General features: G+C 65.1%; 19 protein-coding genes and 1 tRNA gene. 7 read left to right on the top strand and 13 right to left on the bottom strand.

All coding sequences use genetic code 11. The features are described from left to right. Positions 1 to 88 precede the first annotated feature (88 nt). Together typA and CRJ03_RS18960 are read left to right on the top strand one after the other, a co-directional pair. On the top strand, positions 89 to 1,909 hold the full coding sequence (gene typA, locus CRJ03_RS18965; protein ID WP_104020430.1) for a translational GTPase TypA: 1,821 nt from the start codon (positions 89 to 91) through the stop codon (positions 1,907 to 1,909). Positions 1,910 to 2,140: 231 nt separating this feature from the next. Beyond that, positions 2,141 to 2,818, top strand: coding sequence for a DUF6639 family protein (locus CRJ03_RS18960; protein ID WP_104020429.1), 678 nt, complete (start codon positions 2,141 to 2,143; stop codon positions 2,816 to 2,818). 5 nt (positions 2,819 to 2,823) lie between these two features. Here the strand turns inward: CRJ03_RS18960 and CRJ03_RS18955 are convergent, their stop codons facing one another. From CRJ03_RS18955 to recA, 4 genes are all read right to left on the bottom strand, one after another. After that, on the bottom strand, positions 2,824 to 3,111 hold the full coding sequence (locus CRJ03_RS18955) for a DUF1330 domain-containing protein (protein ID WP_104020428.1): 288 nt from the start codon (positions 3,109 to 3,111) through the stop codon (positions 2,824 to 2,826). Positions 3,112 to 3,144: 33 nt separating this feature from the next. Next, positions 3,145 to 3,429: a DUF1330 domain-containing protein gene (locus CRJ03_RS18950; protein ID WP_104020427.1), complete on the bottom strand. Its 285-nt coding sequence runs from the start codon at positions 3,427 to 3,429 to the stop codon at positions 3,145 to 3,147. A gap of 9 nt (positions 3,430 to 3,438) precedes the next feature. Further along, entirely contained in the window at positions 3,439 to 6,102 is a 2,664-nt protein-coding gene (gene alaS / locus CRJ03_RS18945) for an alanine--tRNA ligase (RefSeq protein WP_104020426.1), read from the bottom strand. Between the two features lie 102 nt (positions 6,103 to 6,204). Beyond that, entirely contained in the window at positions 6,205 to 7,278 is a 1,074-nt protein-coding gene (gene recA, locus CRJ03_RS18940) for a recombinase RecA (protein ID WP_104020425.1), read from the bottom strand. Between the two features lie 193 nt (positions 7,279 to 7,471). On the opposite strand from recA, the gene CRJ03_RS18935 reads away from it, so the two are divergent. Next, a complete protein-coding gene (locus CRJ03_RS18935; protein WP_104020424.1) occupies positions 7,472 to 8,113 on the top strand; it encodes a gamma-glutamyl kinase in 642 nt (213 codons plus the stop codon). On the opposite strand, the gene CRJ03_RS18930 is transcribed toward CRJ03_RS18935, so the two are convergent. From CRJ03_RS18930 to rpmH, 6 genes are all read right to left on the bottom strand, one after another. Beyond that, on the bottom strand, positions 8,074 to 10,455 hold the full coding sequence (locus CRJ03_RS18930) for an ATP-binding protein (protein ID WP_104020423.1): 2,382 nt from the start codon (positions 10,453 to 10,455) through the stop codon (positions 8,074 to 8,076). The genes CRJ03_RS18935 and CRJ03_RS18930 overlap by 40 nt on opposite strands. A 66-nt stretch (positions 10,456 to 10,521) precedes the next feature. Further along, entirely contained in the window at positions 10,522 to 11,706 is a 1,185-nt protein-coding gene (locus CRJ03_RS18925; protein ID WP_104020422.1) for an RsmB/NOP family class I SAM-dependent RNA methyltransferase, read from the bottom strand. Positions 11,707 to 11,745: 39 nt separating this feature from the next. Further along, a complete protein-coding gene (gene guaB, locus CRJ03_RS18920) occupies positions 11,746 to 13,194 on the bottom strand; it encodes an IMP dehydrogenase (protein WP_104020421.1) in 1,449 nt (482 codons plus the stop codon). Then, positions 13,166 to 13,504, bottom strand: a complete 339-nt coding sequence (yidD, locus tag CRJ03_RS18915) for a membrane protein insertion efficiency factor YidD (RefSeq protein WP_104020420.1) — start codon at positions 13,502 to 13,504, stop codon at positions 13,166 to 13,168. The genes guaB and yidD overlap by 29 nt, the downstream gene beginning before the upstream one ends. Then, complete coding sequence (gene rnpA / locus CRJ03_RS18910) at positions 13,501 to 13,911, bottom strand: ribonuclease P protein component (RefSeq protein WP_104020419.1); 411 nt, start codon at positions 13,909 to 13,911, stop codon at positions 13,501 to 13,503. The genes yidD and rnpA overlap by 4 nt, the downstream gene beginning before the upstream one ends. Positions 13,912 to 13,933: 22 nt before the next feature. Continuing rightward, the gene (gene rpmH, locus CRJ03_RS18905) at positions 13,934 to 14,068 is read right to left on the bottom strand and encodes a 50S ribosomal protein L34 (RefSeq protein ID WP_104020418.1); all 135 of its coding nucleotides are present in this window, start codon (positions 14,066 to 14,068) and stop codon (positions 13,934 to 13,936) included. Between the two features lie 268 nt (positions 14,069 to 14,336). Here rpmH and CRJ03_RS18900 point away from each other — a divergent pair, with 268 nt between their 5' ends. From CRJ03_RS18900 to CRJ03_RS18885, 4 genes are all read left to right on the top strand, one after another. Further along, a complete protein-coding gene (locus CRJ03_RS18900) occupies positions 14,337 to 15,080 on the top strand; it encodes a TVP38/TMEM64 family protein (protein ID WP_104020417.1) in 744 nt (247 codons plus the stop codon). Positions 15,081 to 15,082: 2 nt separating this feature from the next. After that, a complete protein-coding gene (locus CRJ03_RS18895) occupies positions 15,083 to 16,501 on the top strand; it encodes a dihydrolipoyl dehydrogenase family protein (protein ID WP_104020416.1) in 1,419 nt (472 codons plus the stop codon). 22 nt (positions 16,502 to 16,523) lie between these two features. Continuing rightward, positions 16,524 to 17,915 carry a sensor histidine kinase gene (locus CRJ03_RS18890; protein ID WP_104020415.1) on the top strand — a complete coding sequence of 464 codons (1,392 nt, stop codon included), beginning with the start codon at positions 16,524 to 16,526 and terminating at the stop codon, positions 17,913 to 17,915. A 56-nt stretch (positions 17,916 to 17,971) separates the two neighbouring features. After that, positions 17,972 to 18,048, top strand: a tRNA-Arg gene (locus CRJ03_RS18885). Positions 18,049 to 18,389: 341 nt separating this feature from the next. Here CRJ03_RS18885 and glyA read toward each other — a convergent pair. From glyA to ahcY, 3 genes are all read right to left on the bottom strand, one after another. After that, complete coding sequence (gene glyA / locus CRJ03_RS18880; RefSeq protein WP_104020414.1) at positions 18,390 to 19,685, bottom strand: serine hydroxymethyltransferase; 1,296 nt, start codon at positions 19,683 to 19,685, stop codon at positions 18,390 to 18,392. Between the two features lie 84 nt (positions 19,686 to 19,769). Then, positions 19,770 to 20,762, bottom strand: a complete 993-nt coding sequence (locus CRJ03_RS18875; RefSeq protein WP_104020413.1) for an adenosine kinase — start codon at positions 20,760 to 20,762, stop codon at positions 19,770 to 19,772. Positions 20,763 to 20,773: 11 nt separating this feature from the next. Further along, positions 20,774 to 22,059 (bottom strand): adenosylhomocysteinase (ahcY, locus tag CRJ03_RS18870; protein WP_104018141.1); only part of this gene is annotated, 1,286 nt, incomplete at its 5' end.

Here is a 22,059-nt window from a genome sequence, read left to right as displayed (position 1 = left end):
TCCCGCGCGCATCCGCGCCGCTTTGCCTCTGGTCATTCTGCGTCGCGGCGTCTAAGGCGCATGCGGAACAGGATCAGGACAACGCCCAATGGATTTGCGTAATATCGCCATCATCGCCCATGTCGACCACGGCAAGACCACGCTCGTGGACGAGTTGCTCAAACAGTCCGGTGCCTTTCGCGCCGGGCAGGCCGTGGACGAGCGCGCGATGGACAGCAACGACCTCGAACGCGAGCGCGGCATCACCATCTTCGCCAAGCCCACCTCGGTGGTCTGGAAAGGTACCCGCATCAACATCGTCGACACCCCCGGACACGCCGATTTCGGTGGCGAGGTCGAACGCATCCTGAGCATGGTCGATGGAGTCGTGCTGCTCGTCGATGCCGCCGAAGGGCCGATGCCACAGACCAAGTTCGTAACCTCCAAGGCGCTGCGGCTCGGGCTGCGCCCGATCGTGGTGCTCAACAAGGCCGACAAGCCCGCCGCCGAGCCCGACCGCGTACTCAACGAGGTATTCGACCTCTTCGCCAGCCTCGACGCCAACGACGATCAGCTCGATTTCCCGCATATGTACGCCTCGGGGCTCAACGGCTGGGCAGATCACGCGCTCGACGGGCCGCGCCGCGATCTCTCGGCACTGTTCGATCTGATCGTCAACCACGTTCCCGCGCCAAAGCAACTCGCCCAGGCGAACGATGATTTCCGCATGCTCGCCACCACGCTTGGGGCCGATCCTTTCGTCGGGCGTATCCTCACCGGTCGCGTCGAATCGGGACGGCTAAAGGTAGGCCAGACCGTTCAGGCCCTCAGCCGCATCGGCCAGAAGATCGAACAGTTCCGCGTGAGCCGCATTCAGGCATTCCGCGGCCTCGCCAGCCAGGATATCGACGAGGCAAACGCCGGCGACATCGTCACCATCGCCGGCATGTCCAAGGCTACCGTGGCCGATACGATCTGCGCGCTTGCCGTCGATACGCCGATCGCGGCCCAGCCTATCGACCCGCCCACCATCTCGGTCACTTTCGGCATCAATGACAGCCCGCTCGCCGGTCGCGACGGCAAGAAGGTGCAGAGCCGCGTGATCCGCGAACGCCTGATGAAAGAGGCTGAGTCGAACGTCGCCATCAAGGTCAGCGACACCCCCGGCGGCGAAGCCTTCGACGTGGCGGGCCGCGGCGAATTGCAGATGGGCGTGCTGATCGAGAATATGCGCCGCGAAGGGTTCGAGCTTTCGATCACGCGCCCGCAGGTGCTGATGCGCGAGGGCGAGAACGGCGAGCGGCTGGAGCCGGTCGAGGAAGTCACCATCGACGTAGACGACGAATTCACCGGCGCGGTGATCGAGAAGATCACCGGCCCGCGCAAGGGCGAACTGGCCGAGATGAAGCCCTCCGGCGCGGGCAAAACGCGGATCGTGGCGCATGTGCCGTCGCGCGGGCTGATTGGTTATCACGGCGAGTTTCTGACCGACACCCGCGGTACCGGCGTGCTCAACCGCGTCTTTCACGGCTGGGTGCCGCATCGCGGGCCGATTCCCGGGCGGCGCGCAGGCGTGCTCATCTCGATGGAATCGGGCGAGGCGGTGGCCTACGCGTTATGGAATCTCGAGGAACGCGGGCGCATGTTCATTGGCGCGCAGGCCAAGGTGTACGAGGGAATGATCATCGGCGAGCACAGCCGTGAAAACGATCTCGAGGTCAATCCGCTCAAGGGCAAGAAGCTGACCAACGTGCGGGCCTCCGGCACCGACGAGGCGGTGCGCCTGACCACGCCGATCACCCTCAGCCTGGAAGAGGCGATCGCCTATATCAACGATGACGAGTTGGTGGAGGTAACGCCGAACGCGATCCGCCTGCGCAAGCGCCACCTCGATCCGCACGAGCGCAAGCGCGCCGCCAAGCAGGGCTGAGACGCGCGGCTCAGGGCGCGATGACAGCGGGCTACTTCAATGCCTCAATGTCCTCGGCTACGAGGGCCGCTGGCCACCGCAGGATCAAGAATAACGAGGAGTGGTCGCATCGCTCTCTCTCTCAGATACACGACACGGGACGTAGGGCAGGCCTTCGCCTGTGCCAGTTGACATGCTTGCCACCAGCGCGCGGTCCGGGCCACTCTCAGCCGATGCGCGCGGGAGGTACAGATGCCGGGATGGCTTGGATGGATCGTGATCGCGGTACTGCTAGCCGGCACCCCGGCGGGAGCGGAGCCTTTGGAATGTCCCGATCCACGCTTCGAGGTCCTGAGCGATGACGACGCCCTGGCACAGAAAGTATGTGCCTTCGCGCGCGAGTCGGCAGAGAAGCTGGCTGCCTGTAACGTGCCCATCTCCGAGACACGGCGGATACGCATCGAACTCGTGACCGAGATGCCCGAAAAATGTCTGGGCCTTTATTATTGCGGCGAGGATAAAATTGAAATCCCCATGCCCGAAGTCATGCAGTCAATGCGCCTCTCCGACAGCAACCTCTCTCATGTGTCACCCGAGGTATTCTTTCGGAGTATCATCCTCCATGAGCTGGCCCACGCCGCCTTTGACGAGGTACCCTGCCCGTTCGGAAGCTGCATCACCGCCAGCGAATATGTAGCCTATAACATGCAGGTCATGTCGCTGCCCGAAGCCGATATCACCATCTTCGAGACCGGCCTCGATAAGGCCAAGAAAATCTCGCGGGATTTCCTGAACCCGGTCGTTCTCTTCATGGCGCCCGATACTTTCATGACCTGGGCATGGATTCACCTCAATCAGCGCCCGGATGCCTGCGCCTATATCGACGATGTAATGGAAGGCCGCGTCCGCCTGGACTATGAGCGTCCGTGACGCGATCAGTCGGTCACTTCGACAATCAGCAATTCCCGCTCCGACGCGCCGCGCGCGTGGTCTAGCGCCTCCTGGTATTCGGGGCTGTGATAGCACGCCTCGGCCGCCTCGAGGCTGGGAAAGCGGGCCACCACGTTTCGGGGGCGATCCTTGCCCTCGAGTTGCACATACCGCCCTCCGCGCGCGAGGAACTCGCCCCCGTGGGCGGCGATCGCCGGTCCGGCCAGCGCGGCGTAGCGGCCATAGGCCGCGTCATCGGTGACGGTGACATGGGCGATCCAGAGTGCGGGCATGGGGGTGTCCTTTCACAGGGCGTGGTGGTGTGGTCAGACGCCGTCGACGATCACAAGGTCACGGTTCGCCGCCGACAGGGCGAGCGGCAGGATACGGCGATATTCGGCGCAGTTGTACCAGTCGAGGGCGGATTGACGGTCGGGAAACTCGATAATGACGTGCCGGTCGGGGCAATTGCCCTCGATCACGGTCTGTGCCCCGCCCTTCGCCAGGAACCGGCCACCAAACTTGCGTGCCAGCGCCTCGGTCTGCTCGGCATAGGCGGCATAGTCCTGCGGATCGGTGATGGTGATCCGACCGATGATATAGACGCTCATTCCCCCTCCTCAGGAGGCCAGAACCTCCTCCGCCGCGGTGATCGCCGCCTCGGCGCCGCCGATATCGCTGCCACCGCCCTGCGCCATGTCGGGACGACCGCCGCCGCCCTTGCCGCCGAGCGCGGGCACCGCCGCGCGCACGAGGTCCACGGCCGAAACGCGGCCTGCAAGATCGGCGGTCACGCCCGCCGCCACCGCCACCTTGCCGCCGGTATCGGCAATAAGCAAGATGGCACCGCTGCCAAGGCGCGCCTTGTGTTCGTCGATGAGCGGCGGCAGGTCGCGTCCCTGCACACCCGAGAGCACCTGCGCAAGGAAGGTGACACCGCCCACCTCCCGCGGTTCCGGACCGGCATCCCCCGCGGCACCGCCCGTCATCGCCAGCTCGCGGCGCAGCTGCGCCACCTCGTTGGCCAGCGCCCGGCGTTCTTGACGAAGTCGACTCACACGCGCGGGAAGGTCTTCAGGCAGGGTGTTCAGCGCCAGACAAACTTCATCCAAGATTTCGTAATGACGCTGCACGTCAGATATCACATCAGCACCGGTGACGGCTTCAATTCTTCTTACACCCGCTGAAGAGGCATTCTCCGAAAGTATCTTGAAAGCACCGATGTCGCCGGTCCGTCGCACATGGGTGCCGCCGCACAGCTCGATCGAGTAGGTCGTCCCGTCCGTGCCCTTGCCGGAGCCGTCCAACCACCCCATCGAGACCACCCGGACCTCGTCACCGTACTTCTCGCCGAAAAGCGCCTGCGCGCCGATGGCACGGGCGTCGTCCGGGGTCATGATCCGCGTCTCCACGGGGCTGTTCTGGCGGATGAAGGCGTTAACCTCGGCCTCGACGCGGGAAAGATCGTCGGGATCGAGCGCCTTGGCATGAGAAAAGTCGAAACGCAGCCGGTCCGGCGCGTTGAGGCTGCCGCGCTGCGCAACGTGTGGCCCAAGCGCGCGCCGTAACGCCTCGTGCAGAAGGTGCGTGGCGGAGTGATTGGCGCGGATGGTGCTGCGCCGCTCGTGATCGACCTCGAGCCGCGCCGCCTCGCCCGCCTTGATCTCGCCGGTCTCGACCTCGGCCATGTGCACGAACACGCCTGCCACCTTCTTGCAGTCGCTCACCCGGGCGCGGCCGCTCTCGGTCTCGATCACCCCTGTGTCGCCGACCTGCCCGCCGGCCTCGGCATAAAACGGCGTCTGGTTGAGCACGATCTGCACGCGCGTGCCAGGCGCGGCCTCCGCAATCTCGGTGCCATCGGCCACCAACGTCAGGATGCGCCCCTCGGCGCGCTCGGTCTCGTAGCCAAGAAACTCCGTGACCCCGTGGGTCTCGGCAATGTCGAACCACACCTGCTGATCAGCGGTCTCTCCCGACCCGGCCCACGCGGCGCGCGCCTTGGCCTTCTGTTCGGCCATCGCCGCCTCGAAACCCGCAAGATCGACCTCCCGCCCCTGCTCGCGCAGCGCGTCTTGCGTCAGGTCGAGCGGGAACCCGAACGTATCATAGAGCCGGAACGCCGCCTGACCGGGGAGGGCCGCGCCATCCGGCACGTGGCCCAGCTCATCCTCCAGAAGCCGCAAACCACGCTCCAGCGTCTGGCGAAACCGCGTCTCCTCGAGGCGCAACGTCTCGGTGATAAGCGCCTGCGCGCGGCCCAGCTCCGGGAATGCCTGCCCCATCTGCGCCACCAGCGCGGGCACCAGCCGGTGCATCACCGGCTCCTTGGCGCCCAGCATGTGCGCATGGCGCATGGCGCGGCGCATGATCCGGCGCAGCACGTAGCCGCGCCCCTCGTTCGAGGGCATCACGCCGTCGGCGATGAGGAACGAAGTCGAGCGCAGGTGATCCGCGATCACCCGGTGATGCACGCGGCCCGGTCCGTCGGGATCTGCGCTCGTGGCGTGCGCGCTCGCCTCGATCAGGCTGCGCATCAGGTCGGTGTCGTAGTTGTCGTGCTTGCCCTGCAACAGCGCGCCGATCCGCTCGAGCCCCATGCCGGTATCAATGGACTGCATGTCGAGCGGGCGCATCGAGCCGTCCTCGAACCGCTCGTTCTGCATGAACACGAGGTTCCATATCTCGATGAAGCGGTCGCCATCCTCATCGGGGCTGCCCGGTGGCCCGCCGGGCACCTCGGGGCCGTGATCGTAGAAGATTTCGGTGCACGGCCCGCACGGTCCGGTCGACCCCATCGACCAGAAATTGTCTTCGCTCGCGATGCGGATGATCCGCTCGTCGGGCAGGCCTGCGTATTTCTTCCAGATATCCGCGGCCTCGTCGTCCGTGTGGTAGACCGTCACCAACAGCTTCGAGGAATCGATCCCGAAATCGCGCGTCAGCAGATCCCAAGCGTAAGGGATGGCCTGCTCCTTGAAATAGTCCCCGAAGCTGAAATTCCCCAGCATCTCAAAGAACGTATGATGCCGTGCGGTGTAGCCGACATTGTCGAGATCGTTGTGCTTGCCGCCAGCGCGCACGCATTTCTGGCTGGTCGCGGCGCGCGTGTAGTCGCGATGCTCGACCCCGGTGAAGCAGTTCTTGAACTGCACCATGCCGGAGTTGGTGAACATCAGCGTCGGGTCATTGCGCGGCACCAATGGCGAGCTTTCGACGACGCGGTGGTCGTTGCGCTCGAAGAAATCGAGGAATGCGCTGCGTATCTCGTTGAGCGTGGGCATGGATGTGGGGCTTCCGGCATTGTGAAACGGGGCGTTCGTGCCGATTTAGCCGTCAGCGCCGCCCGTGTCCACAGCCCAAAACCCCTTGCCGCGCGCCCGCGCTCAGGCTTCGAGGACGGGCCCGGTGTCGGACTCTTCCGCCATGTCGAAATCGAGCCCGTGCGCCGCGCGGATCTTGTCCTCGATCTCGGTCGCGACCCGCGGGTTCTCCTTCAGAAATGTCTTGGCATTCTCGCGGCCCTGCCCGATGCGCTCGTCACCATAGCTGAACCAGCTCCCCGACTTGTCGACGATGCCTGCCTTCACGCCCATGTCGAGAAGCTCCCCGGTCTTGGAGATGCCCTCGCCATACATGATATCGAATTCCACCTGCTTGAAGGGCGGCGCGACCTTGTTCTTGACCACCTTAACGCGGGTTGCGTTGCCGACAACCTCGTCTCGATCCTTGATGGCACCGATGCGACGGATGTCGAGACGGACTGAACTATAGAACTTGAGCGCATTGCCGCCCGTGGTGGTCTCGGGACTGCCGAACATGACACCGATTTTCATGCGGATCTGGTTGATGAACACAACCGTGCACTTGGTGCGGCTGATCGAGCCGGTGAGCTTGCGCATGGCCTGGCTCATGAGTCGCGCGTGGACGCCCACGCTGCTATCGCCCATCTCACCCTCGAGTTCAGACTTTGGGGTGAGTGCGGCGACCGAATCGACGACGATGAGGCTAACCGCGCCGGAGCGCACCAGCGTATCGACAATTTCGAGCGCCTGTTCGCCGGTGTCGGGCTGCGAGATGAGCAACTCGTCGAGATCGACACCGAGCTTGCGCGCATAGATCGGGTCGAGCGCGTGCTCGGCATCGACGAAAGCGCAGACACCGCCCTTTTTCTGTTCCTCGGCCACGCAATGCAGCGTGAGCGTGGTCTTGCCAGAGCTTTCGGGTCCGTAGACTTCCACCACGCGCCCCTTCGGAATACCACCGATCCCGAGTGCGATGTCGAGGCCGATGGAGCCGGTAGAGGTGGCTTCGATGTCGGCGACGGGATTGTCGCCGCCCATCTTCATGATCGAGCCCTTGCCAAATTGCCGTTCGATCTGTGCCAAGGCGCTGTCGAGCGCCTTCTGCTTGTCCGCCATACGCTTGTTGTCCATTGAAAGAAGGTCTGCCGTTGCCATTGCGTAGCTCCGTTATTTCATACCCCGTGGAGGGCAGCAATGCCCGCCTTTGTTCTGGTATTGTTCCCATTCATGGGGCAAAACACGCGCCATGACAAGAGACAATCTTGGTGATGACAGCATCCCGGCGAGACGTTAAGAAGTTATTGACGCCGATGCCGAAACTGGCGGCCAGGATCGGGACACACTGGATTTGCTCGTTTTCTCTCGACAGAACCTTGTCCTTCTCTCGGTTCCCAAGACCGGCAGTACCGCCTACGAGGCCGCGCTCGCGCCGCATGCGGCGATGGTGATCAGCGCGCCACCCGACCTCAAGCACGCGCCTGTGTTTCGATACAACCGCTTCTTCCGGCCGATGATCGAACGCTTCATCGGGGCCGATCCGGACGTGGTCGCCGTGATGCGCGAGCCGATCGACTGGCTGGGAAGCTGGTACCGTTATCGTCGCCGCGATGCCCTTGCGGGGCGCCCCAACAGCACAATCGGCCAGAGCTTTGACGAGTTCGTGGCCGCCTATTGCCGCGGAGATCCGCCGCCCTTCGCCCGTGTCGGCAGCCAGGCGAAGTTCCTCGAGCCCCAACGCAATGGCACGCGCGTCACCCATCTTTTCCGCTACGAGGACCAGGACGGGTTGCGCGGCTTCCTCGAACGGAGGCTCGGTGTCTCCATCGACCCACCCTCCTGCAATCGCTCGCCGCCGTCCGCGCTCGAGCTGTCCGCACGTATCGAGGGGCGACTGCGCCGCAAGTACGCGGATGACTTCACGCTCTACGACGGGATCGGTCCGGACGGGCACTACGAGGCTCCCGCGCCGCCCCCGCCGCCCAACTCCTGAGTATCCGTGCCGGCCAAATCCGGATTCCGCGCCAAGCGGTGCACCGTCTCCACAAGCTCGTCGAGGGAAAACGGCTTGGGCAGGAAGACCGACCTTGGCAACCGCGCCTGCGCGTCGCCAAAGGTCTCTTCGGCATAGCCGGAGACGAACACCACGGGCACGTCCGGGCGATCGGCCAGCGCCCTTTGCACCCAGCCCGGACCGTCCAGCCCCGGCATCACGACATCGGTGACGAAGACATCCACCGAAAGCGTCCTGTCGCCAAGGATTTCGAGCGCTTCCTCGGCCGAGCCTGCCTCGATCACGCTATAGCCGCGAAGTTGCAATGCACGGCTCGCGAATGCGCGCACCGGCACCTCGTCCTCCACGAGCAGGATCACCCCGGCGCCACGCGCGGCGTCGGGTGAGACCGCACCGCCCTCCGTCCGCGCGGCCTCGCAATGCGCGTGAGCCGGGAAAAACAGCCGGAACGTCGTGCCCCGCCCCTCAACGCTATCGGCGAAGATGAAGCCGCCGCTTTGCTTGACGATGCCATAAACCGTCGACAGGCCGAGCCCGGTGCCCTTGCCGACACCCTTGGTGGTGAAGAATGGCTCGAATACCTTGTCGAGCTTGTCCGGCCCAATACCGGCACCCTCGTCTATCACCTCGACCGAAACATACTCGCCGGGGGCCACGACCGCGCGGTCGCGGCACAGTGGCTCGTCAAGCGCGATGTTCTGCGTCACGATACGGATATCCCCTCCATTGGGCATGGCGTCCCGGGAATTGACCACCAGGTTCATGATGACCTGCTCGAACTGGCGCTTGTCTGCCCGGATCGCGTCGAGGCCCGGCTCGTGGCTCAGGGTGAGCGTTATCCGCTCCCCGACGAGCCGGTTGAGCAGGTGCGTGAGATCCGAAAGCGTGTCGCGCAGATCGAGAATGCGGGGGTGCATCGTCTGTTTGCGCGAATAGGCGAGCAGTTGGCTGACCAGTGCCGCGGCGCGGTTGGCATTCTGGATGATCTGGGTCAAGTCGGCATAGTCCTGATCTCCTGGATCGTGGCGGAGCAGGATCAGGTCGCAATGCCCGGTGATCGCGGTGAGAAGATTGTTGAAATCATGCGCGATCCCCCCGGCAAGCTGGCCGATCGCCTGCATTTTCTGGCTCTGGACGAATTGCGCCTGAAGTGATTTGAGCTCCGTGGCGTCAGTCATCACTGCGATGAGCACTGTCTCGTCACCGTCGCGCGCCCGGTTGAGCGCCACCTGCACGAACCTCTCGCCCTCGGCCTGCCGCACGCGCAGGAACTCGGGATGAACCGTCCCGCGCTCGGCGGCGGCGTCGGCGATCCAGTCCGCAACCGGCCGACCAAGCCCCTCGAGCATCTCGCCAAGCCGCAGGCCGCCTGTCTCCTCACAGCCCAGCAGCACGCGGGCCAGCCTGTTGGACAGGCGGATACAGCCCTCGGTGTCGAGCTTGAGCAGCGGAACCGGTAAATGGTCGAAGAAGGCCCAGCCGTCCACCGCGCCCGGCCCGGTCTCAATCCCCGGCAGGAGATACGCCTCTCGGCGCCCGGCGATACCAAGCCGCTCGAAATACAGACAATCAAGCGGTTCGTCCGGCGTGGCAACCTTGCAAAAGGCCCCCGATCGCACCGTCCCGGTGCCGCAAACCTCGTCGAGCGTGCGGACGCGGCTGCCTATCAGATCGCGCGCCGCCGGGTTCATGTAGAGCACGGTGCCATTGCGCCCGAGCGTCATCATTGGAAGCGGATGTGCCTCGGGGTCCCTGAGCGGGGGATCGGCTGATTTCTCGATGCGCCACATGTAGAGCGCCTCGCCCGCCTTGTGCACCGAGAGACGCATGTGGCCCGCACGCGTCACCATGTCCTCCCGCGCCGCGCCGACCGCGGCGGCGCGCGACTCCATTCGCAACAGAAGTGGGCCGGGATTGGCAAGCTGCTCGCGCAGGAGGGTCGCGAGCGTGCTTCCCTTTACCGTCGCGAAATCATGGCGCGCAGCGCGATTGGCGAACATGATCGCGCCCTCGGGGCCGGACAACAAAAGGGGCTGCGGGTCGTGCTCAATAACGCCAGCGGCCTGGGAGAGCAACGCCGCGCTGTCACGCGCGGCGCGATACCGGACCACCCAGAGCCAGAGCGCCGCGCAAAACAGGATTGCGGCCACGAGCGTCAGCATCCACCGTGCCTGCCCGCCGCCCATCAGAAGACCTGTCGCCGCAAAGAGCGCCGCTGCCGCCCCAAGGATACCCGCACGCGGAGCCAGCCGCTGTCCGGCGCGCTGCCAGTTCTCTTCGGATATTGTCAGGAATGCCACCCGCCGCGCCTTTTGCTCCATGACCTCTCCGGCGCGATCCTGTGACGAAACGATTAAGGCAGACTTAACGGCAACAAAAAAAACACGTCAAGAATGCAATTCTGAACGCGACTCGCGAATAAGCTGTATTGAAAAGAAACCGTCCCCGGTCTCGCTGATCGGCCAGCGCCGCGACGTTGCACAGAACCAATCGTCGGATCCACATAAAAAGCGGTCGATAACGCGCTCGTTTTCCTCGGTAAAAATAGAACATGTGCAATAAACGAGCCGTCCGCCAGGTGCGACGAGATCCGCCGCCCGCATGAGGATATCCTGTTGCATGCGACCCAGGTCCGCCAGACCGTCGGGCGTCAGGTTCCATTTGGCCTGCGGCCCGCGCCGCCACGTGCCGCTACCGGAACACGGCACGTCGCAAAGCACCGCATCAAACGGCGCAAGTCCTTGCAAATCTTGCGTTTCACAGAGCCGAACCTCTGCCCCCGCCCGGGCCGCGCGGGCCGGCAGGTCGGACATGCGGCGCGCCGAGGCATCATGGGCGAACCATTCCCCGTCGAGCCAGGCGGCAAGCGCCAGCGTCTTGCCGCCGCCCCCCGCGCAGTAGTCCAGAACGCGCGCCCCGGGCCGCAGGTCGAGCGCCTCCATCGCCGCTTGGCTGCTGGCATCCTGAAGCTCGACCGCGCCTGTCCTATAAAGTGAAGACATGGAGATTTTACGTTCACCTTCAAGAACATGCAGCGCCATCTTCGCCTCATCGAGCGGGCGGGTGACGATTCCCTCCCGTGCCAGCGCCGCTTGCGCCGCAGAGCGCGACATCCGCCGGGCATTGACCCGAAGCGTGACCGGCGCGCGGTGGCGCAGCATCTCGGCTGCCTGCGCCGCCCCGTCGTCGAGAGCGGCCTCGAAGCGCGGCCAGAGCCAATCCGGCAGGTCGCGCGCCTCCGCGTCGTCCGGCGCACGCCCCGCCGCGCGTTCGGCATCGGAAAGCACCGTGGGTGCGTGCCCTTCACCGGTGAAAAGTGTATCGGGATCAATGCTCTGCTCGCGAAGTAACCCGATCAGGAGCGCGCGCGCGCCGTCCCCGCCACCGCGCGCCGCGCAGGACCGCCAGCGCCGCAGCACCGCGAAGACGTGATCGCGCACCGCCGCCCGATCCTTGGAGCCGGCATAGCGCGCACCGCGCGCCCAATTGGTGAGTGCCCGCTCCGCCGGGGCACCTTCGCGGACCGCGTCGATAACCGTGATCGCCGCCGAAATGCGCGCGCCCGGGGTCATGATGAAACTTTAAGTTCGGACCGCAAGAGTCTGAAAAACCTAACTTGCTCGGTAATTTGGCGCCTCGCGTGTGATCTGCACATCATGGACATGGCTTTCCTTCAGACCCGCCCCAGAGATGCGCACGAACCGACACTTGTGGCGCATCTCGTCCACGGTGGCACAGCCGGTATACCCCATGGCCGCGCGCAGACCGCCGACAAGCTGGTGCAGCACCGTGCCCGCGGGGCCCTTGTAGGGTACCTGTCCCTCGATCCCTTCGGGCACCAGCTTGTCCGAGGCCGCATCCTTCTGGAAGTAGCGGTCGGCCGAGCCACGCGCCATCGCGCCGAGGCTGCCCATGCCACGATACGCCTTGAACGAGCGGCCCTGGTAGAGGATCACCTCGCCGGGGCTCTCGTCGGTGCCCGCGAGCATCGAGCCCACCATCGCGCATGACGCCCCCGCCGCGATCGCCTTGGCGAAATCGCCAGAAAACTTGATGCCGCCATCGGCGATCACCGGTATATCGCCCGCCGCCGCCGCGCTGTCCATGATCGCGGTGAGCTGCGGCATGCCCACGCCCGCCACCACGCGGGTGGTGCAGATGCTGCCCGGTCCGATCCCCACCTTGACCGCGTCGGCGCCCGCGTCGATCAGCGCGCGGGTGGCCTCCGCGGTGGCGACGTTGCCAGCGACGACCTGCACCTCGTTCGATATCGACTTGGCCCTCTTGACCGCCACGGCCACGCCCTCGGAATGGCCGTGCGCAGTGTCGATCACCACCATGTCGACGCCCGCCTCCACCAACGCCTGCGTGCGCTCGAACCCGGCATCGCCCACGGTCGAGGCCGCGGCCACCCGCAGGCGTCCGAGCCGGTCCTTGCAGGCCGTGGGATTGAGCACCGCCTGCTCGGAATCGCGCAGCGTCAGCAGGCCGGTGAGCTTGCCCTCGCGGTCGGTCACGAGAAGCTTCTCGATGCGCCGCGCCTTCATCAGCGAGCGCGCCTCGTCGCGGTCGGCGGGTTCGCGCAGGATGGCGAGGTTGTCAGAGGTCATCATCACGCTCACCGGCGTGTTCTCGTCCTCGGCAAAGCGCATGTCGCGATTGGTGACGATGCCGACGACGCGCCCGCCCTCGTCCACCACCGGGAACCCGGTGATCTTGTAGCGCTCCTGGAGCGCCTTGGCATCCGCGAGCGTCTGGTCGGGGCGGAGCGTGATCGGGTTGTAGACGATCCCCGATTCGAAGCGCTTCACGCGGCGCACCTCGCGGGCCTGTTCCTCGACGGTCAGGTTGCGGTGGATCACCCCCATGCCGCCCATCTGCGCCATCGAGATGGCCATGCGCCCCTCGGTCACCGTGTCCATTGCCGAACTCAGTAGCGGGATGTTGAGGGCGATGTCGCGGGTGACGCGCGTGCGCGTGTCGGCGTCGGAGGGAAGCACCGAGGATGCCGCGGGCACCAGCAGGACGTCGTCAAAGGTGAGTGCCTCGCGAATCTCCATTCCGTCTCTCCGTGAATGTCTCGTTTGGCGGCTCCCTATCGCATGTATCACGGGTAGGGGAAAGGGCGTTCTCGCCGCAGTCGCAACCCGCCCCCGGCACCGGGTCATAGCCGCTCCCGCCCCAGGGGTTGCACCGGGCGATCCGCCGCAGTGCAAGCCACCCGCCACGCAATGCGCCGTGGCTCTCCAGCGCGTCGAGCGCGTATTGGCTGCACGTGGGCTGATAGCGACAAGACCAGCCGAGCCAGGGCGACAGGACCAGCCGGTAGCCCCGGACCGGCAGCGCGAGCAGACGTGCGAGCGGGCTCATTCGCGCCCCCGCAGGCGGTCGAGTGCGAAGGAGAGATCGCGGCGCAACTCATCGAACGGGCGCTGCCCCGTCTCTCCCGCCCGACCGATCAGCACATAATCCCAACCCGGTTGCCCACTGGCAGGCAATATCTCACGCGCCACTGCGCGCAGCCGCCGCTTGGCACGGTTGCGGGCCACGGCGTTGCCCACCTTCTTGGAACAGGTAAATCCAACGCGGACGCCGGGATCGTCATCGCGCCGATCACGCCCCTGCACCATCATCGTCTTGGTGCCCTGCCGCTTTGCCCGCGCGGCGGCCAGGAATTCGGCGCGTTTGCGCATCACGTTCAGCGTAACGCGCGGACATGACGAATCCGCCGGAGGCGCATTCCCTGCCTTGTTGTCAGGGGCCTCCGGCGGTGTCATGGTCATGTCGAAGGGCTGGCGCTCAGGCGCTCAGCGACTTGCGGCCGCGGGCGCGGCGGGCATTGAGAATCTTGCGCCCGGCCTTGGTGGCCATGCGCGCGCGAAACCCGTGACGATGCTTGCGCACGAGGTTCGAGGGTTGAAAGGTGCGTTTCATCGCTCCGTCTCCGGTTCTGCGGGGCACCGCGCGACAGGAATCGCACCGAGCCCGGATGTGTTCGAAGCCCGTTCTATAAAGACGCTCCCCGGCCAAGTCAAACCCTCGCCCGGAGATTTTCCCCTGCATTTGCGCGGACACCCTCTGCCTTCGGTGTATTACAGAAACCACGGCGCGCATCACCCGGGATCACCCCCTCGTGAAGGTACTGGCGAGCGAGCGCCGGACCATGCATCTAGGAGCGAGAACGAACAAACCCGGTGAACTCATGAACCAGAGCTCCTCATCCACGCCCACGCCCCGGGGGCGGCGCCTCGTGCGCCACGTCCCGCTCGCTATTATCCTCGTGGCGGCGGTGGTGGGCTATGTCACCTTGCGCGAGCACATCACCTTCGAAACGCTGCGCGAGCATCGCGAGATGCTCCTGGCCTTTCGCGACAGCCATTTCGCCGCGCTGACGGCAGCCTTTATCACCACCTACGTGGTGATCGTCGCCTTCTCGCTGCCCGGCGCGGCGGTGGCCTCGGTCACCGGCGGCTTTCTTTTCGGGCTCGTGTTGGGCACGGTGTTCAACGTCACCGCCGCCTCGCTGGGGGCGATCGCCATCTTCCTCGCCGCCCGCTGGGGGCTGGGCGCGGCCCTCGCGGCACGGATCGAGACCTCGGATGGCCGCCTCAAGCGGCTCAAAGAGCGCCTGCATGACAACGAGATCAGCGTGCTGTTCCTGATGCGGCTGGTGCCCGCGGTCCCGTTCTTCGTGGCCAACCTGCTACCGGCGCTGGTGGGCGTGCGGTTTCGCAACTTCGTGCTCACCACGGTGCTGGGGATCATCCCCGGGGCGATCGTATTCACCTGGATCGGCGTGGGGCTTGGCGAGGTGTTCGATCGGGGTGACACACCCGATCTTTCCCTCTTGTGGGAGCCACAGATCATCGGCCCCATTCTCGGGCTTGCGGCGCTCGCCGCGCTGCCGATGCTCATCAAGGCCATCCGTGGAAAAAGGGACATTTGAGAATGCATAAACTGACACCGGATCTGCTGGTCATCGGGGCCGGCTCGGGCGGGCTTTCAATCGCCGCGGGTGCCGTGCAGATGGGGGCGAGCGTCGTCCTTCTCGAAGGCCACAGGATGGGCGGCGATTGCCTCAATTTCGGATGCGTGCCCTCAAAGGCGCTGATCGCAAGCGGCAAGGCCGCCCACGCCCAGGCCAATGCCGCGCAGTTCGGCATCGCCGACGTTGTCCCACAGGTCGATTACGCCGCGGCCAAGGATCACGTCGCAGACGTCATCGCGCAGATCGCGCCGGTCGATAGCCAGGAGCGATTCGAGGGGCTCGGCGTGCGGGTGATCCGCGAATACGGTGAATTCATCTCGCCCACCGAGGTGCGCGCGGGGTCCCACGTCATCTCTGCCCGGCGCACGGTCATCGCTACCGGATCCTCGCCCCTGGTGCCGCCGATTCCGGGGCTCGACCGCGTGCCATACGAGACCAACGAGACCATCTTCGAGCTGCGCGAGCGCCCGGATCACCTGCTGGTCATCGGCGGTGGCCCGATCGGCATGGAACTGGCGCAGGCGCATCGCCGTCTCGGCTGTGCCGTCACGGTGATCGAGGGCGAGAAAGTGCTGAGCCAGGACGATCCCGAGATGGTCGAGGTCGTGCGCGCCCGCTTCGACGCGGAAGGCATCGCAATAGAGGAAGCGGCGTTGGCCGCCGAGATAACCGGTAAGGCAGGCGCCATCGAAGTCGTGGCCAAGGACGGCCGTGTATTCAAGGGCAGCCACCTTCTGATGGCTGTCGGGCGCAAGGCCAACATCGACCGGCTCAACCTCGAGGCGGCGGGCATCGAGACGACAAGGCGCGGAATCAAGGTGGACGCCTCGCTGCGCACCAGCAACAGGCGCGTACATGCCATTGGCGACGTCGCGGGGGGGCTGCAATTCACCCATGTTGCGGGCTACCAGGCGGGTCTCATCATCCGGCAGGCGCTCCTGGGTCTGCCCGCGAAAAATCGCACCGATCACATCCCGTGGGCCACCTACACCGATCCCGAACTGGCCCATATCGGCCTTACCGAAGCACAGGCGCGCGACACACATGGCGGCAATCTCGAGGTTCTCCGCTTTCCCTACAACCACAACGACCGCGCCATCGCCGAGCGCAAGACCACGGGCCTCATCAAGGTGATGGTCGTGCGGGGTCGGCCGGTCGGCGCGTCGATTGCGGGCGCGCAGGCGGGCGAGCTCATCAGTCTCTGGGCACTGGTCATCGCCAACAAGCTCAAGATGAAACACGTGGCGGGCATGGTCGCGCCCTACCCCACGCTGGGCGAAATCAACAAGCGCGTCGCCGGAGCCTATTTCTCGCCCCGGCTCTTTGATAGCGCTATGGTGAAATGGGTGGTGCGCCTCGTGCAGCGCTGGCTGCCTTGACGCCGCTGATGGGAGGGCACGCGTGCTAAGATCGCTTTCAGGCCGGTTCCTGATCCTCACGGCCATCTTCGTGATGCTGGCCGAGGTGCTGATCTTCGTGCCCTCCGTGGCGCGGTTCCGCGAACAGTTCCTGCTCGACCGCCTACAACGCGCGCAGATCGCCTCGCTGGGGCTGCTGACCGGCGGCGAGGTTTCCGCCGATCTAGAGGAAGAGCTCCTGCGCAACGCCGAGGTTTTCAACGTGGTACTGCGCCGCGATGAGGCGCGCCAACTCGTCCTCTCCTCGCCGGTTCCCGCGCCTGTCTCGCAGAGCTTCGACTTGCGTGATCCGTCGGCTGTCACCCTCATCACGGACGCCTTCCGCCGCCTCGCACAAACGGATCCAGAAGTCATCCGCGTGATCGGCGAGCCAGTGCGCATGGGCGGAATCCTCATAGAGATCACGCTCGACACCGGCGATCTGCGCACAGCGATGATAGATTACGGGCTGCGCATCCTGTGGCTGTCGCTGGTCATCTCGGTGATCACGGCGGGACTTCTCTTCGTGGTGGTGCAATGCTTCGTTGTGCGTCCTATCCGCCGCGTGGTCGGGGCCATGCAGACCTATGCCGCCGATCCCGAGGATGCCCGCCTCGTGATCACCCCATCCTCGGGCATCACCGAACTGCGAGAGGCCGAGGAAAGCCTGCATTCGCTGCAACGCCAGCTCACCGCCGCGCTCAAGCAGAAAGAGCACCTCGCCCAGCTAGGCAGTGCCGTGGCCAAGATCAGCCACGACCTGCGCAACATCCTAACCTCCGCACAGCTCTTCACCGACCGGCTGGAGATGAGCGAGGACCCCCGCGTGCGGCGCATGGCCCCCAAGCTGGTCAACTCGCTGACCCGCGCGGTGCACCTGTGCGAAGCCACCCTCGCCTACGGCAAGGCCGAAGAGCCCGCGCCCAAACTGGCGCGTCACAACCTCGCCGACCTGGTGACGGACGCCATCGAGGGCGAACGCCTTGCCGCGGGCGATCTCGCCGTGCGATTCGAGAACCGCGTAGCCGCCGACGTGGTGCTGCGCGCCGATGCCGAACAGTTCTACCGCGTGCTCACCAACCTTATGCGAAACGCACGTCAGGCGATCGTCAGAGCCGGCGTACCGGGCCGCGTCACCGTCTCCGCCGAGGCCGATACGCAGGACTGGGTGATCCGGGTCGAGGATACCGGCCCCGGCCTGCCGGCCAAGGCGCGCGAACACTTGTTCGAACCGTTCCGCGGCGGCGCGAGCAGTGGCGGCACCGGGCTCGGCCTCTCGATCGCCGCCGAACTGGTGCGTGGCCACGGCGGCACGCTGACCCTCGAACGCAGCGACGAGAACGGCACCTGTTTTCGCATCACCCTGCCCAAGGGAAATTTCGCGACCGCGTCATAAAACCGCCAACTCCCCCTTGCATCGACACATCGCAAAGTCTAAACGCTGACCTCGACGGACCGATAGCTCAGCTGGATAGAGTACTTGACTACGAATCAAGGGGTCGGGGGTTCGAATCCTCCTCGGTCCGCCACAAAGCCCCCAAAAAAAGGGTTTGAAAGTAGGTCGCGCAAGCGGCCTTTTTCGTTTCTGCTCCGGGGTAACGTCTGGGGTAACAGATTGCGGCGCCCCGATACGCTTGTATCAGAACAAGCCGCGAGTCGCTCGGACCATGCGATTGAGCTACTCCCCATCGGTTGGACAGTATCTGGCGTGGTTTAAGCTACTCTTTGCACCTGCTGATCGGTTTGGGTTTCATTTTTCTCTGCCAATAGATCACGGCAGGTGGTCTGCCGCCCAGTGCCGATTACGGGAGCTGTTCGGTGCAGAGCCAGACACCGCGATGCTGCGTTGCCTGCAACGCCTCGCCTGCGATCAGAGGTTTGGGTAAAGCGGGAATGCTTCGCAGAGCGCTTCGACCTCTGCCGCGACCATGGACTCAACGGCGGCGTTGCCGTCCTCGCCGTTGGCAGCCAGACCGTCGGTGACCTTCACGATCCAGTCGCCGATCTGGCGGAACTCGGGTTCCGCGAAGCCACGGGTGGTCCCCGCCGGGGTGCCCAGGCGGATGCCGCTGGTCACGGTCGGTTTCTCGGGGTCGAAGGGGATGCCGTTCTTGTTGCAGGTGATCTGGGCGCGTTCCAGCGCCGCCTCGGTGGCGTTGCCCTTCACGCCCTTGGGGCGCAGGTCGACCAGCATGACGTGGCTCTCGGTGCCGCCGGTGACGATGTCCAGACCGCCCTTCATAAGCTGATTGGCCAGCGCCTGGGCGTTCTTGACCACTTGGTTCTGGTAGGTCTTGAACTCCGGGCGCAGCGCCTCGCCAAAGGCCACGGCCTTGCCCGCGATCACATGCATCAACGGCCCGCCCTGGATGCCGGGGAAGATGGCCGAGTTGACCCTTTTCGCAATCGCCTCGTCATTGGTGAGGATCATGCCGCCACGCGGACCACGCAGGGTCTTGTGCGTCGTGGTGGTGACCACATGGGCATGCGGGAAGGGATCGGGGTAGACCCCCGCGGCGATCAGCCCGGCGAAATGCGCCACATCCGCCAGCAACCAGGCGCCCACGCTGTCGGCGATCTCGCGGATGCGGGCGAAGTCGATCTGCTGCGGGATGGCCGAGCCGCCTGCGATGATCATTTTTGGCTGATGTTCGGTGGCCAGCTGCTGGATCTGGTCGTAGTCGATCTGGCTGTCTTGCTGGCGCACACCGTATTGCACGGCGTTGAACCACTTGCCCGACTGGTTGGGCCTGGCACCATGGGTCAGGTGGCCGCCGGCATCAAGGCTCATGCCGAGGATCGTGTCGCCGGGGTTCAGCAGCGCCTGGAAGACACCCTGGTTGGCCTGGCTGCCCGAGTTGGGCTGCACATTGGCGAACTGGCAGCCGAAGAGTTCGCAGGCACGCTCGATGGCAAGGGTCTCGGCGATGTCGACGTATTGGCAACCGCCGTAATAACGCCGTCCGGGATAGCCTTCGGCGTACTTGTTGGTCATTACGCTGCCCTGCGCTTCAAGCACCGCTGCCGAGACGATGTTCTCCGAGGCGATCAACTCGATCTCGTGGCGCTGACGGCCCAGCTCCTTGCCGATCGCGCCCCAGACCTCCGGGTCCCGCGACGAAAGCGGTTCGGTGAAGAAGGTTTCGACAGGAGATTGCACGGTCATGACGGTATCCTCTCGCTGGGTCGGTTGTGCGGGCGGCGGCGGGGCCGGAGCGGCGGTGACGCTCCGGCCAGTCTCGGGTCCGGTTCAGGCAGCCGGAAGGGCGATGGCGCGGGCCGCAGCGCCGTCGCGCGCGCCGTAATGGCCCAGCACGCTGGCCGCCAGCCGCGCGCCCATGCCCCCGGCGCGGTCCACCGGGTGCCCTTGGGCCAGCCCGGCCAGGAAGCCGCTGGCATAGGCATCGCCTGCGCCGGTGCTGTCGACCACCTGCGCGACGGGTGCCGCGGGCACGTGGTGCCGGCCATCCGCATCGGCCACCCAGGAGCCCTTCTCGTGCTCGGTGACCGCGGCGACGGCGACCTTGGACATGGCCCAGTCCAGCGCCGCCTCGGCACCTTCGCGTCCTGCCAGGGCGCCGATCTCGGCATGATTGCCGACCAGGACATCGACATAGCGCGAGACCGTGTTGCGCATCACCCCGATGTTTCGCTCCACGCAACCTGCATCCGATGGCGTCAGTGCCACGGTGGCCCCGGCAGCCTTGGCCACCTGGGCCAGCGTTTCGATCACCGCCGCGCCATGCGGCGCGTCCCAGATATAGCCTTCGATGAAGAGGATGTCGAAATCCTCCGGCAGTGCCGCGCGCGCTTCGAAGGGCATCAGCGTGGTCGCCGCACCCAGGTAGGTGCTCATCGTTCGTTCGCCGTCGGGGGTGACAAGGACCACGCAGCGCCCGGTCCCGTGATCGTCGTTCTGGACGACCGCGACCGGCGCGGCCAGCTCGAGTCCCACCATTTCCTGGCGGAAGGTCTCTCCAAGATCGTCATCGGCAACCTTGCCGATGTAGGTCCCCCGCACCGGCGTTTCGGCCAGATGCGCGATGGTATTGGCGACCGAGCCGCCGGACTGGCGCACGCCCGGTCCGACCTCGTCGAACAGGGCATGGGCGGCCTCGGCTTCGACCAGGTGCATCCCGCCCGGCGTCAGCCCGTGGCGGGTGACCACCTCGGGTGGCACGGCGGCGACGACATCGACCAGGGCATTGCCCAGGCCCACGATATGCGGTGTGCGTTTTATCATCTTGACCTCCCTCAATACCGGTAATGCTCGGGCTTGAACGGCCCTTCCGGCGTCACGCCGATATACTCCGCCTGGTCGGGGCGCAGTTCGGTCAGTTTGACGCCGATGCGGTCCAGGTGCAGGCGCGCCACCTTTTCATCGAGGTGCTTGGGCAGGACATAGACCTCGTTGCCGTAATTCTCGCCCCTGGTCCAAAGCTCGATCTGCGCCAGGACCTGGTTGGTGAACGAGGCCGACATCACGAAGGACGGGTGCCCGGTGGCGTTGCCGAGGTTCAGAAGCCGCCCCTCCGACAACAGGATGATCCGGTTGCCCGAGGGCATCTCGATCATGTCCACCTGGTCCTTGATGTTGGTCCACTTGTGGTTCTTGAGCGTCGCCACCTGAATTTCATTGTCGAAATGGCCAATATTGCCGACGATCGCCATGTCCTTCATCGCGCGCATGTGCTCGATGCGGATCACGTCCTTGTTGCCGGTGGTGGTGATGAAGATGTCGGCGCTGTCGACCACGTCTTCCAGCACCGTCACCTCGAAGCCGTCCATCGCCGCCTGAAGCGCGCAGATCGGATCGACCTCGGTCACCTTGACCCGCGCGCCGGCCCCGCGCAGGCTCGCGGCAGACCCCTTGCCGACATCGCCATAGCCGCAGACGACGGCAACCTTGCCCGCCATCATCGTGTCGGTGGCACGGCGGATGCCGTCGACGAGGCTTTCCTTGCAGCCATACTTGTTGTCGAATTTCGACTTGGTGACGCTGTCATTGACGTTGATCGCCGGGAACGGCAGGTGCCCCTTCTCCATCATCTTGTAGAGCCGGTGCACGCCGGTGGTGGTCTCTTCCGAGACACCCTTGATCATGTGGCGCTGCTTCACGAACCAGCCGGGGCTTTCGGCCATGCGTTTGCGAATCTGCGCGAATAGCGCCTCTTCCTCTTCCGAGGTGGGCGTCTCGATCAGGTCGGTCTCGCCCTCCTCGACGCGGGCCCCCATCAGGATATAGAGCGTGGCATCGCCGCCATCGTCGAGGATCAAGTTGGCGCCACCCTCGGGAAACCGGAAGATCCGGTCGCAGTAATCCCAGTATTCCTCGAGGCTTTCGCCCTTGATGGCAAAGACCGGCGTGCCGCCCTCGGCGATCGCCGCCGCGGCGTGATCCTGGGTGGAGAAGATGTTGCACGACGCCCAGCGCACGCTCGCGCCCAGCTCCACCAGCGTCTCGATCAGCACGGCGGTCTGAATGGTCATGTGCAGGCTGCCGGCGATCCGCGCGCCCTTGAGCGGCTTGTCCTCGCCGT

The organism is Roseovarius nitratireducens, from assembly GCF_002925845.1.
In the GTDB taxonomy this organism is placed as follows: Bacteria; Pseudomonadota; Alphaproteobacteria; order Rhodobacterales; family Rhodobacteraceae; genus Roseovarius; species Roseovarius nitratireducens.
Note: the sequence above shows the minus strand (reverse complement) of the source record. Positions and strands in the feature narration are given on the sequence as shown.